Below are 13433 nucleotides of genomic sequence, written 5' to 3'. Positions count from 1 at the left end.
CTCAGCCGGTGTAGGGCACCCGGGCGATCTCCCTGATGTCGCCCAGGGTGCCCCACTCGTTCTTGCCGAGCCGGGTCAGCGGCCGCATCAGGGTCATCTCGGGGTGTCCGTCCCGCAGGACCGACTCGTCGACGGCGGCGTGGACGACCCGGCCGAAGACGACCGTCGAGTCGCCGATCCGCAGGGTGCTGTGGAGCTCGCACTCCAGCGCCACGGGCGACTCGGCGACGCGCGGCGGCTTCACCATGAGGCTGGGCTCGCGCTCGACGCCGCACGCGTCGAACTCGCTGACGCCGCGCGGGAAGTCCGTCGCCGTGGCGTTGATCTGCTCGAAGAGCCCCTCGGGGGCGAGGTTCACCACGAACTGCCCGGTCTCCTCCACGTTGCGCAGCGAGTCCTTGCGGCCGACGGAGGTGAACTGCACGACCGGGGGCGCCACCGAGGCGATGGTGAAGAAGGAGTGCGGGGCGAGGTTGTCGGTCCCGTCGGCCGAGCAGGTGGAGACCCAGGCGATCGGCCGGGGCACCACGGTGGCGGTGAGCAGCCGGTAGAAGGAGGTCCGGTCGGTCAGATCGGGATCGAAGTGCACGCGCATGACGGACAGTATGACCGGGCGCGCGGCCCCGCCGTGACCGGGCCCGCGCACGCCCCTCGGTGATCGTGGCGGCACGGCCGGCCCGGCCGTGTGTCGCCCGGCGACGGAGGCGGCGAGGCCGGACACTGGAGGTCGACGGCGGGAGGCACGCGATGCGGAATCCGTTCACCGCGGCGGACGGGCGGGTACCCGGCCACGGGGTCGCGCGGTCGCTGCTCGCGGTCGGCTGCGGCGCGCTGCCCGCGTTCGCCTTCCCCGCCCCGGGGCTCTGGTGGTGGGCGTACGTGGCGCTCGTCCCGTGGCTGCTGCTGCTCCGCACGGCCCCGGGGGCGCGCCGCGCGGCCCTGGACGGCTGGCTGGGCGGGACCGGTTTCATGCTCGCGATGCACCACTGGCTGCTGCCCAGTCTGCACGTCTTCCTACTGCTGCTCTCGGCGCTGCTCGGGCTGTTGTGGCTGCCGTGGGGGTGGCTCGTGCGGACGCTGCTCGCGGGTGGCCGTCCGCCGTCGCGGGCGGCGGTGGCGCTGCTCGCGGTGCCGTGCGGCTGGCTGCTGATCGAGCTGGTCCGGTCGTGGGAGGGGCTCGGCGGGCCGTGGGGGCTGCTCGGGGCAAGCCAGTGGGAGGTACCGGCGGCGCTGCGGGTGGCGTCGGTGGGCGGAGTGTGGCTGGTGAGCCTGCTGGTGGTGGCGGTGAACACGGCCGTGGCGCTGCTCCTGGCCGTGCCGGGGCTGCGGGCGGTCGGGGTCGCGGGGCTCGCCGCGTGCGCGCTCGTGGTGGGTACGGCGGCCTGGGGCGTGGGGGCGCCGCGGGTGACCGGGACGGTGCGGGTGGCGCTCGTACAGCCGGGGGTGTTCGGCGGGCCGGAGGGGCCGGAGCGGCGCCTGGCCCGGGCCGAGGAGCTGACCCGTACCCTCGCCGGGCAGCGGCTCGACCTCGTGGTCTGGGGCGAGAGCGGCGTGGGGGCCGACCCGGCGGGCCGGCCGGAGCTCTCGAACCGGCTGACGGCGCTGGCCCGGCAGGTCGGTGCGCCGCTGCTGGTGAACGTGGACGCGCGTCGGTCGGACCGGCCGGGGATCTTCAAGAGCGCGGTGCTGTTCGGGCCGGACGGGCCGACGGGCGAGCGGTACGACAAGATGCGGCTCGTGCCGTTCGGCGAGTACGTCCCGGCGCGGTCGGTGCTGGGCTGGGCGACGTCGGTCGGCAAGGCGGCGCAGGAGGACCGACGCCGGGGCACGAGCCCGGTCGTGATGACGCTGCCCGCCGCCGGAGGGGCGTCCGGGCTGCGGATCGGGCCGCTGATCTGCTTCGAGTCCGCGTTCCCCGACATGGGCCGACGGCTGGCCGGGGACGGCGCAGGGCTGCTGGTGGTGCAGTCGGCGACCAGTACCTTCCAGGACAGTTGGGCGCCCGCGCAGCACGCCTCCCTGGCCGCCCTGCGCGCGGCGGAGACGGGACGCCCGGTGGTGCACGCGACGCTGACCGGGACCAGCGCCGCGTACGCCCCGGACGGGCGCCGGATCGGACCCGTGCTCGGGACGGAGGCGAGCGCCGTCGCCGTACGGGAGCTGCCGCTCGCGGCGACGACCACGACCGTCTACGTCCGGCTGGGCGACTGGCCTCTGTTCGCGGCGGCGGCCGTCGTCGGCCTGGTGTGCGCGGCCGAGGGCGCGGGTGCGCTCAGGAGGCCCGGACCTGCGCCTCGCGGACGACGCGCTCGCACAGTTCGTGGGTGAGGAGGGCGTCCCGGGCGCTGAGGACGCGGCCGTCCCGTACGGCGTCCAGGAAGGCGAGGACGGCCTGCTCGATGCCGCGCTGGCGGGCGACGGGCACCCAGTCGCCGCGCCGGCGGACGGTCGGCTGGCCCTTGTGGTCGACGACCTCGGAGAGGTTGAGGACCTGGCGCTTGGTGTCCTGGCCCGAGACCTCCAGGATCTCCTCGGTGGAGCCGTTCATCCGGTTCATCATGCCGATGGCGGTGAAGCCGTCGCCGGAGAGCTGGAGCACGACGTGCTCCATGAGCCCGTCGCGGACGCGGGCGCGCACGTCGGTGTGCTCGACCTCGCCGGGGAGCAGGAAGCGCAGGGTGTCGACGACGTGGATGAAGTCGTCGAGGACGAGGGTGCGCGGGTCCTCGGGGAGCCCGACGCGGTTCTTCTGGAGGAGGATCAGCTCGCGGGGGTGGTCGAGGCACTGGGCGTAGGCGGGGGCCAGGCGGCGGTTGAAGCCGACGGCGAGGCTGACGGAGCGCTTCTCGGCGAGGTCGACGATCCGCTCGGAGTCGGCGTACTCGTACGCGAGGGGCTTGTCGACGTACGTGGGGACGCCGGCGTTCAGGAGGCGGGTGGCGATCTCGGCGTGCGCGGAGGTCGGGGCGTGCACGAAGGCGGCGTCCAGGTCGGCGGCGAGGAGCGAGTCGAGGTCGCGGTGGCGCCGGGCGGCGGGCACGTGGAGGGAGTCGGCGACCCGGTCCAGGGTCGCGGGGGTGCGGGTCTGGAGGTGGAGTTCGACCCCGGGGAGGGTGGCGAGCACCGGGAGGTAGGCCTTCTGCGCGATGTCGCCGAGTCCGATGCAGCCGATCTTCACGGGGTCGCTCCTTCGCTGTCGTTCGTCGCCGTCTGTCGTCCGTCGTGCGACGTCTCTCGTCCGTCGTGCGACGTCTCTCGTTCGTCGTGCGACGCCTCTTCTCCGTGCTGGGCGGGCGGCCCTCGGAAGGGGGGCCGTTCGCGCAGGTCAGCTTACGCGGGAGGGATCGGCGGCGGTGGGCGGGCGCCAGTCGGCGATGCCGTCGAAGCCGCGCAGGGCGAGGCCGGGACCGAATCGGGAGACGGTGCGGACCAGGGTGTCGCGCAGGGCGACGGCGGGGCGGGCGGAGAGCAGGGTGAGCGATCCGGTGCGGGCGGCCTTGCGGACGAGGGCGGTGGTGCGGGGCAGCCGGTCGGCGGTGTAGGCGGCGAGGGCGGTGCCGGGGTCGAACCCGCCGTGGGCGCGGGCGCGGTGGGCAAGGACGACGGCGTCCTCGACGGCCTGGTTCCCGCCCTGTCCGAGGCTCGGCATCATCGCGTGCGCGGCGTCCCCGAGGAGCGCGACGCGCCCCCGGTGGAAGGCGGGCAGCGGGTCGATCAGGTGGTGCACGTCGTGCCGCAGGACGTCGGCCGGGTCGACGGCGGCGAGGAGTTCCGGCACGGGGTGGTGCCAGGCGCCGAAGAGGCGCTGGAGTTCGGCCCGTTCGTCGTCGGGCGCGTGGGCGCCGGCGGGGGCGGCGGCCATGGCGTACGCGTAGACGCGGCCGTCCTTGAGGGGCTGGGTGCCCCAGAGCCGTCCGGCGCCCCAGGTCTCGTGCGGGGCGAAGGGCCGCCCGGGGGCGGGGACGACGAGCCGCCAGGTGGTGCGGCCGGAGTAGCGGGGTCCCGGGTGGCCGGGGAAGAGGGCGCCGCGGGTGGCGGAGTGGATGCCGTCGGCGGCGACGACGAGGTCGGCCTCGATCTCGCCGGCGGGGGTGGTGAGGCGGGCCGGGCGGCGGTCGTCGCCGGGGTCGGCGAGGGAGGCGGCGACGCCGGTGCGGACGCTGCCTTCCGGGAGGGCGGCGCCGAGGATCTCGACGAGAGTGGCGCGGTGGAGGAGGACGAGGGGGCCGCCGAAGCGTGCGGCGGCGGCCGCGGCGTCGGTGCGGGCGAGCCAGCGGCCGTCGGGGGCGCGCACGCCGCCGTCGCCCTGCCAGGCGGCGAGGGCGCGGACGCGGTCGCCGAGGCCGAGCACGTCGAGGGCGCGCTGGGCGTTGGGGGCGAGGGCGATGCCGGCGCCGACGGGGGCGAGATCGGCGGCGCGTTCGAGGACGGTGACCGTCCAGCCGGCCCGGTGGAGGGCGACGGCGGCGGTGAGCCCGCCGATTCCGGCTCCGACGACGAGGGCTCGGTGCTGTTCCATGCTGCTCCTCGGAACTACGGGTGTAGTGATGCCGACACCCGGACCGTACTACAGGTGTAGTTCGCCGGGTAGTAGGGTCTCCCCCATGACCAGCCGCACGCCCGTGCCCGACAGCCCCTCCCGCGCCGAACGGATCGGCGACGCCGCGCTCGACCTCCTCGTGGAGCGTGGGATGCGGGGGCTCACCCACCGCGCGGTCGACGAGCGCGCCGGACTGCCCCAGGGCTCCACGTCCAACCACGCGCGCACCCGGCAGGCCCTTCTGGAGGCCGCCGTCCGGCGCCAGGCCGAACGGGAGGCCGAGGTCCTCGCCCCGCACGAACTGCCCCCGGCCGGTGCCGGCTTCGACTCCCTCACGGACGCGCTCGCCGCCACCCTGCACCGGTACCTCACCGACCACCGCGCGCTGCTCGTCTCCCGCTACGAGCTCGCCCTCGAAGCGACCCGCCGCCCCGAACTCCGCGCCTTCTTCGACCGGACCGGCTCCGCCTTCCGCGAGCCGGTGGTCGCGATGATGACGGCGGCCGGGTCGCCGACGCCCGAGCGGCACGCGCTCTCCTTCATCGCCTGGTGCGAGGGGCTGATGTTCTCCTGCGCCGCCGGGTCCTTCCACGCCGCGGTCCCGGGTCCCGCGGAACTGCGCGCGGGCTTCGACGAGTTGCTGAGGGGCATGCTGGCAGGCGGCCCGGCCTCGACGGGACACTCCCCGGGGCGCTGACGTCCGGGAATCCGGTGGTGTGGAGGGGGGCCGGTCGGGCACGATGCCCCCCATGACCACCGAAGACATCACGACCATCCCGCGCGTCGACCCCTCCACCACCTCGGGCGAGCGCGAGGCGCTGGAGCAGTGGCTCGACTTCCACCGCGCCACCCTTGCCCGGAAGTGCGAGGGGCTCGACGACGCCCAGCTGCGCACCCCGTCCGCCCCGCCGTCGGACCTCAACCTGCTCGGTCTCGTCCGGCACATGGCCGAGGTCGAGCGCGGCTGGTTCCGCAGCACCCTGGCCGGCGAGAAGGCCGGGTGGATCTACGCGACGGACGAGGACTACGACCGGGACATCCACGCGACGGAGGGGGACACCTACGAGGAGGCCTACGCCACCTGGCAGGCGGAGATCGCCTACGCGCGCGAGGTCGCGGCCGGCCGCGACCTCGACGACCTGGCCGAGGGCAAGGACCGCACCGGCCGCAGCTACAACCTCCGCTGGATCTACCTGCACATGATCGAGGAGTACGCGCGCCACAACGGCCACGCCGACCTCATCCGCGAGCGCATCGACGGCGCCACCGGCGACTGAACCGGTCCGGGGCGCGGCCGCCCGGTGGGCCGACGGGCGGACGCGCGGCCGAGGAGGCGGGCAGAGGCAGCGAGCCGGGTCGAGGCCGGATGACGGTCAAGACCGGGTGACGGTCAAGGCCGGGGGACGAGGCGCTCACCCGTGCGGGGCATTCCCGGCCGGTAGGGGCGCGAAGATCGCCGGGGGCGCACCAGAGTTGCGCGGGTGCATGGAACCCGAACCACCGTGAAGATCCTCGTCGGGGCGGCCGTCGCCGCCCTGACCGGGTGCGTCGCCGTCGACGCGCCGCCCACCCCCGCGCCCGCCCCCGCGGGCCCGCCGGCGCCGGTCGCGCAGACAGCCGGCCCCGCCCAGGAGGTGGCTCCGCAGATCGTCGAGGGCCCTGCCCTCGAAGCCCTGGAGGCGGCGCTCCCGGACTCCCCGCCCCCGCCGCCACCGGCGCCCTCGGCGAAGCCGCGGAAGGCGGCCGGACCGGACCGTGCGACGGCGCCGCGCCCCGATCCCGTACCGCACCGGCCGGAGCGGGTGCGGCCGGCCGTTCCCCGGCACCCGGCGCTGCCGCCGATGCCGGAGCTGCCGCGGCTCGACGACCTGCCCGGCGCGGCCGCGGGCGCCGCCTCGGGCCAGGGGCGCGGTGCGGACGTCTGCGACCTCGGCGAGCGGTACGGCGGCTGGGGGCCCGGCAGCGAGCAGGCCAGGATCTGCCGCCACACCCAGGGCCGCTGAACGGAACCCGCGGCCCCGGCGCCCGACCCGCGCCGGGAGCGGCGCCGGGTCCGCGTCAGGGCCCGCTGAGCCGCCGCTCCAGGCGGTCGATCGCGGCCCGCACCCCGTTCCCGTAACCGTCGTCGTCGAGCGTCTCCGAGGCCGCTCGGGCCCGGTCCAGATGGATCCGCGCCGCCTCGGGGCGCTGCAGCTTGACGTAGTCGGCGGCGAGGTTGAGGTGCAGCGAGGGGTAGAGGGCCCGCAGGGCGACGGCCGAGTCGTGGACGGCGAGCCGGCCCTCGTCGAGGTTGCCCGCCGCGTTCAGCGCGCGGAGGTCCCAGGCCAGCTCGGTGTCGGGGTCGTCCTGGGCGTCGGCCATGTAGTGGGCGAGGGTGCAGCGGTGCAGCGGGTCCCCGTCGGGGCCGATCTGCTCCCACAGCAGCCCGAAGCGGTTGCGGGCCTCCTCCCGGTCACCGCCGTGGAGCAGCATCATGGCCTGCCCGATCCTGGTCATGACCCCGTCGTCCGCCATCTGCCGCTGTTCGGCCACCGCGACCTCCACGCGCTCGCACTTCCGGAAGCTCTGACGCTAACCGCAGCCGCGCCGGATCGGGCCGAGGCTCAGCCGAGGTCGGGGATGCGCCAGTCGATCGGCTCGTGGCCCTGGGCGGCGACGGCCGCGTCGATCTGGGTGAAGGGGCGGGAGCCGAAGAACTTCTTCGCCGAGAGCGGGGAGGGGTGGGCGCCCTTGACGACGACGTGCCGCTCCTCGTCGATGAGGGGGAGCTTCTTCTGGGCGTAGTTGCCCCACAGGACGAAGACGGCCGGGTCGGGGCGCGAGGCGACGGCCGTGATGACGGCGTCGGTGAACTTCTCCCAGCCCTTGCCCTTGTGCGAGTTCGCCTCGCCGGCGCGGACGGTGAGGACCGCGTTGAGCAGCAGGACGCCCTGCTCGGCCCACGGCATGAGGTAGCCGTTGTCGGGGACGGGGTGGCCGAGCTCGGCCTGCATCTCCTTGTAGATGTTCCGGAGGGAGGGCGGGGTCTTCACGCCGGGACGGACGGAGAAGCAGAGGCCGTGGCCCTGCCCCTCGCCGTGGTAGGGGTCCTGACCGAGGATCAGGACCTTCACCTTGTCGTACGGGGTGGCGGCGAGGGCGGCGAAGACCTCGTCCTTCGGGGGGTAGACCGGACCCCTGGCCCGCTCCTCCTCGACGAACTCGGCGAGCTGCGCGAAGTACGGCTTGCGCAGCTCCTCGCCGAGGACGCCCTGCCAGGACTCGGGCAGCATGCTGATGTCGGTCACGGTCGACAACCTCCGGTGAACGTTCCTGTCTCTCGGTACGGAACCTACCGGGGGCCACTGACAACGCCCCCGGCACCTCCCGCCGATCACCGATCGCCCATCACCGACCACCGATCACCGACCGCTCGCCGCCCGGGTGGTCCTACCAGCTGGCCCGGCGGCTCAGCTCCCACATCTGCATGACGGTCTGCGGGTCGAGGGCGCGCTCGCCGCCGCCGATGTCGTCACCGGCCGCGATGTAGAGCTTGCCCTGCCACAGCGGCAACAGCCGGACGTCCTGGACCATGATCTCCTGGGCCTCCTCGAACTCGTCCGTGACGCCGGCCCGGTCGCTCTCGCGGCGGGACTGCGGGATGAGCTCGTTGGTGATGCGGGGGCTCACGTACGGGGTGCCGAGGACGTTCTTCTGCCCGACGAACGGGGCGACGAAGTTGTCCGGGTCCGGGAAGTCGGGGAACCAGCCTCGGCCGAAGACCGCGTACTTCCCCTTCTGGTAGTCGGCCTGGAACTCGGTCCACGGCTTGCCCTGCAGGGTGACCTTGAAGAGGCCGGAGGCCTCCAGCTGCCGCTTGAGCTCGGCGAACTCGGCCGCCGTCGCGGAGCCGTACCGGTCCGTGGTGAAGGCGAAGGTCAGCTCGACGGGCTCGTCGATGCCGGCGTCGCGGAGGATGTCCTCGGCCTTCTTGGCGTTCGGCATGCCGTAGCGGTCGAAGAACTTGGTGGTGTGGGCGGCGATGCCCTTGGGAACCATCGAGTACAGCGGCTCGGCGGTGCCCTGGTAGACCCGGCTGACGAGCGCGTCGCGGTCGACGAGCTGGGCGATGGCCTTGCGGACGGCCGGCTTGGCGACGGTCGGGTCCTGGGTGTTGAAGACCAGGTAGCGGATGTCCGCGCCGGTGGACTCGACCAGCTGGAGGCGCTCGTTCTCCGGCTTGTCCTCCTGCATCTCGACGATCTCCTCGGCGGTGAGGCCGCGGTAGGTGGCGTCGATCTCCTTCGCCTTGAGCGCCTTCACCATCGCTTCGGACTCGTCGAAGTAGCGGATCGTCACGCCGCCGTTCTTGCGCTCGGCGAAGCCCTTGTAGGTGGGGTTCTTCGTCAGCTCGGCCGACTTGCGCTCGGCGTAGGAGTCGAGGACGTACGGCCCCGAGCCCATGATCTTGCCGTCCTTGCGGAGCTTGTCCGCCGGGTACTCGGCCGGGTCCACCAGCGACATGGCGGGGGTGGCCAGGACGAACGGGAAGGTGGCGTCCGGCTTGTTCAGCCGGAAGACGACCGTCCGGGACCCGACGGTCTCGATCTTGTCGAGGGAGCCGAGCATGCCGTTCGGTCCGCCCTCGTGGTCGATCGTGCGGATCCGCTCGATCGAGTGCTGCACGGCCTTGGCGTCCAGGGCGTGTCCGTTGGAGAACTTCAGGCCCTCCAGGAGCGTGCATTCGAAGACCCGGCTGGACGTGTCCGTGAACTTGCAGTCGGCCGCGTCCGACTGCGGCGCGGTGCTTCCCGTCGGGAAACTGACCAGGGTCTGGAAGACATTCCGGAAGAGCTCCCAGGAATTGTCCCAGGAAGCCGCCGGATCGAGAGTGGAAGGAGAGCTCGTCGTACCGACGACGATTCTCTGGTCCCCGGCGGATTCGCTGTCCGAGAACACACCGCATCCGGACAGCAGGGATATGGACACAAGGGCTGCAGCGGCCTGCAGGCTGGTCCGGTCGAACACGTGCACGCTCCTCGTTCAGCCAGGGGTCGGCAGACGATACCGCAGCGCCCCGCCAGGTCAATGAGCGAGCCCGGCGGGGCACTTACGTCATTCGACGCAGAATCGGGGCCAATCCGGACAGGAGAATCCGGAAAGTGTCCGATAATCGGTCACCCGACTCCGGCGTTCAGGAAAATGCCGCCGTCGACGACGAGGGTCTGCCCGGTGATCCACTCCGACTGCGAGGAGGTCAGGAAGGCCGCCGCACCCCCGATGTCCTCCGGGACGCCGAGCCTGCCCATCGGGTACGCGGCGGCCGCCTCGGCCTCCCGCCCCTCGTAGAGCGCCTGCGCGAATTTCGTCTTCACCACGGCCGGCGCGATGGCGTTCACCCGCACGACCGGAGCGAATTCATGGGCCAGCTGGAGGGTGAGATTGACCATGGCGGCCTTGCTCATTCCGTATGCGCCGATGAAGGGCGACGCGGAGATTCCGGCGACGGACGCGATGTTCACGATCGCCCCGCCGTTCTCCTTCTGCCAGGCGTGCCAGGTCCGCTGCGCGAAGCCGAGCGCGGAGATCACGTTCGTCTCGAAGACCTTGCGCGCCACGCCGAGGTCCAGGTCCGCGATGGGCCCGAAGACCGGATTCGTGCCGGCGTTGTTCACCAGGAAGTCCACCCGGCCGAAACCGTCCATCGCCGCCTCGACGGCGGCGGCCTGGTGGGCCTCGTCGTGGGCCTTGCCGGGGACGGCGATCGCCCGGTCGGCGCCGAGGCGCTCCACGGCCTCCTTGAGGGCCTCCTCGCCACGGCCGGTGATGACGACCCGGTCGCCGCGGGCGACGAGCGCCTCGGCGATCCCGTACCCGATGCCCCGGCTCGCGCCGGTGACGAGGGCGACTTTGCCGGACAGCTCCGGCTTCTCCCGTACGGTCATGCCCGCCTCCTTCTCTCGCTGCCGATACGTCAGTTGAGCGGGCCGCCGGCCACGTACATGACCTGGCCGGAGACGAATCCCGCGTCGTCGCCCGTGAAGAAGGCGATGGCGTTGGCGACGTCCTCGGGGCGGCCGACGCGCTGGACCGGGATCACGGAGGCGGCGGCGGCCTGGAAGTCCTCGAAGCCCATGCCGACGCGCTCGGCGGTCTGCGCGGTCATCTCGGTGACGATGAAGCCGGGGGCGACGGCGTTGGCGGTGATGCCGAACTTGCCGAGCTCCTTGGCGAGGGTCTTGGTGAAGCCCTGGAGGCCCGCCTTGACGGCCGCGTAGTTGGCCTGGCCGCGGTTGCCGAGCGCCGACGAGGAGGAGAGCGAGACGATCCGGCCGAAGCCCGCGTCGACCATGTGCTTCTGGCAGGCCTTCGCCATCAGGAAGGCGCCCTTGAGGTGCACGTTCATGACGAGGTCCCAGTCGGCCTCGGACATCTTGAAGAGCAGGTTGTCACGGAGCACGCCGGCGTTGTTCACGAGGATGGTCGGCGCGCCGAGCTCGTCGGCGACCCGGGCCACCGCGGCCTCGACCTGCGCGGCGTCGGAGACGTCGCAGCCGACGGCGAGGGCGGTGCCGCCCGCCGCCGTGATCTTCTCGACGGTGTCCTTGCAGGCCGCCTCGTCGAGGTCGAGCACGGCGACGGCGCGGCCCTCGGCCGCGAGGCGGATCGCGGTGGCGGCGCCGATGCCCCGTGCGGCACCGGTGACGACGGCTACGCGCTGCTCGGTGGTGGACATGCTTGGTTCTCCTCGCCCTTGGGTCGTCCCTGGATGCGGTCGCGCCGCACGGCCGCTCCTGCGTCCCGCGCATGAGCGACCGCTTAGTACGACCGCAGACGCGACGCTAGAAGCCCTGGCACCCGGTGTCAACGGCCCACCGCGTGCACCCGGTCACTCGGCGTGCGCGGCGCGCCCCGGACGGTCCCTCAGCGGACGAGGAGCTCGAGCAGGCGTTCCACCTCCGCCTCGGGGTCGGCGGTGAGACCGGTGTGCACGGGCCCCGGCTGTACGACGGTGGAACGCGGTGCGATCAGCCAGCGGAAACGGCGCCCCGCGTCGTCGCGCGCCGCCTGCCCCGCGGCGTCACCGCCCAGGCAGACCCCCTCCACGGCCCGCAGCGCCGCCCGTACGCCGGTGACGTCGGCCGCCGGGTCGAGCGCCGTCAGCTTGCCCTCGTCCAGATGGGTGCGGGCGGCCACGTACGACCGGGCGCGGCAGTAGACGACCACACCCGCGTTGAAGCACTCCCCGCGCTCGACGCGGGGCACGACGCGCAGGAGCGCGTACTCGAAGACATCGCGGTCGGTCACGGGGTGCTGTCCTTCTCGGTGGCGTGCGGCCGGGGTGCGAGGCGGTCGGCGAGCCAGCCGGGCGGCTGCTGCGGCCGCCGCTCGGTGCGCGGTCCGAGCGTGATCCGCTCGTGGATGGTGGCGGCGCGCGGCAGCAGCGCCTCGACGTAGGCGCGGCGCAGCGCGTCGGTGCCGTCGAAGCCCGGCTCGTCGACCAGCCACTCGTCCGGCACCTCGGCGGCGACCTCGGTGAGCAGCTCCTCCGTGACGAGCGGCGCCAGCTCGGCGGCCGCGGCGGCGACGTCGGGCGCGAAGGGCGCGAGCGCGTGGTCGGACGCGTCGTACGGCTTCGCGGCGGACGCCTGCGCGCCGGCCCAGTTGTGGTGCCAGATCATGGTCGCGCCGTGGTCGATGAGCCACAGGTCGCCGTGCCAGACGAGCATGTTGGGGTTGCGCCACGAGCGGTCGACGTTGTTGATGACCGCGTCGAACCAGACGACCTTCCCGGCCTCCCGGGAGTCCACCTCGTACGCCAGCGGGTCGAAGCCCAGCGACCCGGGCAGGAAGTCCATCCCCAGGTTCAGCCCGCCGCTCGCCTTGAGCAGCTCCTGCACCTCCTGGTCGGGCTCGGAGAGCCCGATGACGGGGTCGAGCTCCAGGGCGACGAGCCGCGGCACCCGCAGCCCGAGCCGCCGCCCGAGCTCCCCGCAGATGACCTCGGCCACGAGGGTCTTGCGCCCCTGCCCGGCGCCGGTGAACTTCATGACGTACGTGCCGAGATCGTCGGCCTCGACGATCCCGGGGAGCGAGCCGCCCTCACGCAACGGCGTGACGTAGCGGGTCGCTACGACCTCTTCCAACACTTTCCCAGGCCACCCATCTCTTCAGCCTTGCGATCCACGGACGACCAGCCCGGGGGCTACGGCCGACGGGCTCGCTCCTCCCGCGCACCCGGCGGCCCGCGCACCACGGACGAACGACCGCCGTCGCCCCCGGCACGAAGGAACCAGCGTAACCGAGCGTGATCGCGAGCGCCGGGCCCGGTGGAGGTTCGTCCGTCGTTTGCGCGCCCCGCGCCCGGGCAGGCGCCGGAGCGACATGAGTCACCGTCAGCCGACCCGGGACGTGAACCGTCCCCCGACCCGCCCCGGCGGGAAGGAGAAGCGTCATGACCACCCACACCCGAGCCACCTCCCGGACGCCCGTGCAGCTCGCCGCACTCGTCGTGGGAGTGGTCTTCCTCCTGGTCGGCGTCCTCGGGTTCATCCCCGGTGTCACGACCGACTACGACACCCTGACGTTCGCCGAGCACCACTCGGAGGCCAAGCTGCTCGGCGTCTTCCAGGTCTCCGTCCTGCACAACATCGTCCACCTCCTGTTCGGTGTCGCCGGTGTCGCCATGTCCCGCGCCGCCGCGTCCGCTCGTGCCTACCTCATCGGCGGGGGCGTGATCTACCTCGTCCTGTGGCTCTACGGCCTGCTCATCGACCACGACAGCTCCGCCAACTTCGTCCCCGTGAACACGGCGGACAACTGGCTCCACTTCGTCCTCGGCCTCGGCATGGTCGCCCTCGGCGTCCTGCTCGGGCGCGGCCGGACGGCGCGCACCTGACGCGGTTCGAACCGG

General features: G+C 73.2%; 15 protein-coding genes. 5 read left to right on the top strand and 10 right to left on the bottom strand.

The genetic code is table 11. The annotated features are described in order from the left end of the window. Position 1: 1 nt before the first annotated feature. Positions 2 to 595, bottom strand: a complete 594-nt coding sequence (locus ACWDVG_RS08825; RefSeq protein WP_451697556.1) for a flavin reductase family protein — start codon at positions 593 to 595, stop codon at positions 2 to 4. Positions 596 to 747: 152 nt separating this feature from the next. On the opposite strand from ACWDVG_RS08825, the gene lnt reads away from it, so the two are divergent. Next, positions 748 to 2328, top strand: a complete 1581-nt coding sequence (gene lnt, locus ACWDVG_RS08820) for an apolipoprotein N-acyltransferase (RefSeq protein WP_451697555.1) — start codon at positions 748 to 750, stop codon at positions 2326 to 2328. On the opposite strand, the gene ACWDVG_RS08815 is transcribed toward lnt, so the two are convergent. Continuing rightward, the gene (locus ACWDVG_RS08815) at positions 2273 to 3178 is read right to left on the bottom strand and encodes a Gfo/Idh/MocA family protein (protein ID WP_451697553.1); all 906 of its coding nucleotides are present in this window, start codon (positions 3176 to 3178) and stop codon (positions 2273 to 2275) included. The two genes, lnt and ACWDVG_RS08815, sit on opposite strands and share 56 nt — an antisense overlap. A 147-nt stretch (positions 3179 to 3325) precedes the next feature. Next, complete coding sequence (locus ACWDVG_RS08810) at positions 3326 to 4519, bottom strand: FAD-dependent monooxygenase (protein WP_451697551.1); 1194 nt, start codon at positions 4517 to 4519, stop codon at positions 3326 to 3328. Positions 4520 to 4604: 85 nt separating this feature from the next. On the opposite strand from ACWDVG_RS08810, the gene ACWDVG_RS08805 reads away from it, so the two are divergent. The 3 genes from ACWDVG_RS08805 to ACWDVG_RS08795 all read left to right on the top strand — a co-directional run bounded on the left by ACWDVG_RS08805 (position 4605) and on the right by ACWDVG_RS08795 (position 6543). Continuing rightward, complete coding sequence (locus ACWDVG_RS08805; RefSeq protein ID WP_451697549.1) at positions 4605 to 5237, top strand: TetR/AcrR family transcriptional regulator; 633 nt, start codon at positions 4605 to 4607, stop codon at positions 5235 to 5237. A gap of 43 nt (positions 5238 to 5280) precedes the next feature. Further along, positions 5281 to 5817 carry a DinB family protein gene (locus ACWDVG_RS08800; protein WP_451697547.1) on the top strand — a complete coding sequence of 179 codons (537 nt, stop codon included), beginning with the start codon at positions 5281 to 5283 and terminating at the stop codon, positions 5815 to 5817. Positions 5818 to 6021: 204 nt separating this feature from the next. After that, positions 6022 to 6543, top strand: a complete 522-nt coding sequence (locus ACWDVG_RS08795; protein WP_451697545.1) for a hypothetical protein — start codon at positions 6022 to 6024, stop codon at positions 6541 to 6543. A gap of 55 nt (positions 6544 to 6598) precedes the next feature. Here the strand turns inward: ACWDVG_RS08795 and ACWDVG_RS08790 are convergent, their stop codons facing one another. From ACWDVG_RS08790 to ACWDVG_RS08760, 7 genes are all read right to left on the bottom strand, one after another. After that, on the bottom strand, positions 6599 to 7054 hold the full coding sequence (locus ACWDVG_RS08790) for a hypothetical protein (RefSeq protein WP_451697841.1): 456 nt from the start codon (positions 7052 to 7054) through the stop codon (positions 6599 to 6601). 89 nt (positions 7055 to 7143) lie between these two features. Beyond that, positions 7144 to 7827, bottom strand: a complete 684-nt coding sequence (ung, locus tag ACWDVG_RS08785) for a uracil-DNA glycosylase (RefSeq protein WP_451697543.1) — start codon at positions 7825 to 7827, stop codon at positions 7144 to 7146. A gap of 142 nt (positions 7828 to 7969) precedes the next feature. Further along, positions 7970 to 9547 carry an ABC transporter substrate-binding protein gene (locus ACWDVG_RS08780; RefSeq protein WP_451697541.1) on the bottom strand — a complete coding sequence of 526 codons (1578 nt, stop codon included), beginning with the start codon at positions 9545 to 9547 and terminating at the stop codon, positions 7970 to 7972. 149 nt (positions 9548 to 9696) lie between these two features. After that, entirely contained in the window at positions 9697 to 10464 is a 768-nt protein-coding gene (locus ACWDVG_RS08775) for an SDR family oxidoreductase (protein WP_451697539.1), read from the bottom strand. A 29-nt stretch (positions 10465 to 10493) separates the two neighbouring features. Next, positions 10494 to 11255: a 3-oxoacyl-ACP reductase FabG gene (fabG, locus tag ACWDVG_RS08770; RefSeq protein ID WP_451697537.1), complete on the bottom strand. Its 762-nt coding sequence runs from the start codon at positions 11253 to 11255 to the stop codon at positions 10494 to 10496. A 188-nt stretch (positions 11256 to 11443) separates the two neighbouring features. Then, complete coding sequence (locus tag ACWDVG_RS08765; RefSeq protein ID WP_451697536.1) at positions 11444 to 11827, bottom strand: DUF3037 domain-containing protein; 384 nt, start codon at positions 11825 to 11827, stop codon at positions 11444 to 11446. Beyond that, positions 11824 to 12669 carry a HipA family kinase gene (locus ACWDVG_RS08760; RefSeq protein ID WP_451697534.1) on the bottom strand — a complete coding sequence of 282 codons (846 nt, stop codon included), beginning with the start codon at positions 12667 to 12669 and terminating at the stop codon, positions 11824 to 11826. The genes ACWDVG_RS08765 and ACWDVG_RS08760 overlap by 4 nt, the downstream gene beginning before the upstream one ends. Before the next feature lie 305 nt (positions 12670 to 12974). On the opposite strand from ACWDVG_RS08760, the gene ACWDVG_RS08755 reads away from it, so the two are divergent. Beyond that, positions 12975 to 13418: a DUF4383 domain-containing protein gene (locus tag ACWDVG_RS08755; RefSeq protein WP_451697533.1), complete on the top strand. Its 444-nt coding sequence runs from the start codon at positions 12975 to 12977 to the stop codon at positions 13416 to 13418. The last annotated feature ends 15 nt before the right edge of the window (positions 13419 to 13433 follow it).

The sequence above is a fragment of the Streptomyces sp. NPDC003327 genome, from assembly GCF_053589515.1.
This window is presented reverse-complemented; position numbering and strand designations above follow the sequence as displayed.

Excerpts from the sequence above, each read along its gene's own strand:
- ACWDVG_RS08825 (WP_451697556.1), bottom strand. The coding sequence starts at position 595 with ATGCGCGTGCACTTCGATCCCGATCTGACCGACCGGACCTCCTTCTAC.
- ACWDVG_RS08755 (WP_451697533.1), top strand. The coding sequence starts at position 12,975 with ATGACCACCCACACCCGAGCCACCTCCCGGACGCCCGTGCAGCTCGCC.
- ACWDVG_RS08805 (WP_451697549.1), top strand. The coding sequence starts at position 4,605 with ATGACCAGCCGCACGCCCGTGCCCGACAGCCCCTCCCGCGCCGAACGG.
- ACWDVG_RS08800 (WP_451697547.1), top strand. The coding sequence starts at position 5,281 with ATGCCCCCCATGACCACCGAAGACATCACGACCATCCCGCGCGTCGAC.
- ACWDVG_RS08790 (WP_451697841.1), bottom strand. The coding sequence starts at position 7,054 with ATGGCGGACGACGGGGTCATGACCAGGATCGGGCAGGCCATGATGCTG.
- lnt (WP_451697555.1), top strand. The coding sequence starts at position 748 with ATGCGGAATCCGTTCACCGCGGCGGACGGGCGGGTACCCGGCCACGGG.
- fabG (WP_451697537.1), bottom strand. The coding sequence starts at position 11,255 with ATGTCCACCACCGAGCAGCGCGTAGCCGTCGTCACCGGTGCCGCACGG.
- ACWDVG_RS08775 (WP_451697539.1), bottom strand. The coding sequence starts at position 10,464 with ATGACCGTACGGGAGAAGCCGGAGCTGTCCGGCAAAGTCGCCCTCGTC.
- ACWDVG_RS08810 (WP_451697551.1), bottom strand. The coding sequence starts at position 4,519 with ATGGAACAGCACCGAGCCCTCGTCGTCGGAGCCGGAATCGGCGGGCTC.